The organism is Mesorhizobium sp. M2A.F.Ca.ET.042.01.1.1 (assembly GCF_003997405.1).
Taxonomy (GTDB): domain Bacteria; phylum Pseudomonadota; class Alphaproteobacteria; order Rhizobiales; family Rhizobiaceae; genus Mesorhizobium.
The window spans coordinates 1-1933 of sequence record NZ_RZRX01000502.1 but is presented as its reverse complement, the minus strand read 5'-3'; the positions used below and the strand labels follow the sequence as shown (position 1 = coordinate 1933).

Annotated in this window: 1 protein-coding gene; it reads right to left on the bottom strand. The window is 68.4% G+C overall.

The genetic code is table 11. The annotated features are described in order from the left end of the window. Positions 1 to 1933 (bottom strand): ABC transporter permease (locus EOA23_RS34225; protein WP_145966595.1); only part of this gene is annotated, 1933 nt, incomplete at both ends.

Genomic DNA, 1933 nt, shown 5'->3' with positions numbered 1-1933 from the left:
ACCACGAACCAGGCGGCGATGTCGCCGGCGGCCAGCGCGAACAGCGCCGTCGCAAGGCCGATCAGCACATATTCGAGCGAGAAGGCGGCAATCAGCGTCCGCCGCGTCGCGCCAAGCGTCTTCAGCACCACGGCGTCATGGATGCGCGCCCGGTTGCCGGCGGCCAAGGCGCCCGAGAGCACCAGCACCGAGGCGATCAGCGCGACGCCGGCGGCGGCGCGGATCGCCGTCCCCAGTTGCGCGACCAGCCGGTTGACGATGTCGAGCGCATCCTTGACGCGCACCGTCGTCACCGCCGGGAAGGCGCGGGTGACGGCGTTGAGCAGCCTTGCGTCGTCGGCCGTGGAGGCTTGTTTGTCGGTCAGCGTCGCCAGCCAGCCATGCGGCGCCCCGGCAAAGGAGTTTGGCGAGAACACCATGACGAAGTTGATGCCCATCGTCTCCCACTCAACCTGGCGGAAATTGGCGATCTTCGCGGTGACGTTGCGCCCCAGCACATTGACGGTGACGCTGTCGCCGAGCTTCAGCCCGATCGCCTTGCCCTCCTCAGCCGAGAACGACACCAGCGGCTCGCCGGAATAATCCTGCGGCCACCAGGCACCTTCGGTCAGCGTCGCGTTCTCCGGCTGCCTGGCGTCGTAAGTCAGGCCACGGTCGCCGCGCAGCACCCAGGCGCCGTCGGCCGGGATCTTCACCTTGTCGACGTCGACGCCGTTGAGCGCCATGATGCGGCCGCGCAGCATCGGCACCTTGACCAGTGTTCCCCGCGGCGACTCCTTGCCGACAAGGTTGGCGAAGGCATCGACGTCGCTGCTCTGGATGTCGACGAAGAAGAAGTTCGGTGCCCGCTCCGGCAGGCTGCCGGAGATCTGCCGCCGGAGATTCCCGTCGATCAGCGCCAGCGTCACCAGCAGCGTCAGCCCGAGACCGAGCGACAGCACCACCGAGGGCGTCAGCGCGCCGGGGCGGTGGATATTTCCGAGCGCCAGCCGCAGCGACACGAAACGCACGCGCGGGCTCTTCTTCGCGGCCCATTGGACCAGCACCGCCACCAGCCGCAGCACCAGGAAGGCAAAGACCGTGGCGCCGACGAAGATCGAGGCGATGCGGTAGTCATTGGCCGAGAGGATCGCCAGCGCCGCCAGCGCGACGACGATCGCCAGCGCAGCACCCGTATAGGGCAGGCGCGGCAGGCCGCGGCTCTCGAACCCCATCTCGCGAAACAGCGCCGTCGCCGGCACGTCGCGGGCGCGGCCGAGCGGCAGGAGCGCGAAGGCCAGCGTCACCAGCAGGCCGAACAGCGCCGCCATGGCAAGCGCGCCAGGATAGAAGCCGCCTTGCGCCGGCACCGGGATGACCGACTGCAGAAGCGCGCTCGCCACGAAGGGCATCGCGGCGCCCAGTATCAGCCCAAGCACGATGCCCAAGCCCGCGATCAACAGGATCTGCACGAGATAGACGGTGAACACGAAGCCGCCCGAGGCGCCGAGGCTCTTGAAGGTTGCAATGACGCCCCGCTTGCCGTCGAGATAGGCGCGCACGGCATTCGCCACGCCGACGCCGCCGACCACCAGCGCCGTCAGCCCGACCAGCGTCAGGAATTGCGAGAAGCGCTCGATATTGGCCGACAGCGCCGGCGCCGCGTTGCTGCGCGTGCGGATCGACCAGCCGGCCTGCGGGAAATCCTTCGCGGCTTTAGCCTGGATTTCCTTGATCCGCGCCTCGGAAGTCCCTTCCGGCAGCCTTACCTTATAGGCATTCTCGACCAGGCTGCCGGGCTGCACCAGGCCGGATGCGGCGAGGCCCTCGCGCGACATCATCAGCCGCGGCGCGAAGCCGAAACCGTCCGACACAGCGTCCGGCTCGCTGACCAGCCTCGCCCGCAGCTCGAAAACGGCGCTGCCGAGCTTCAGCCTGTCGCCGACGTGAAGAT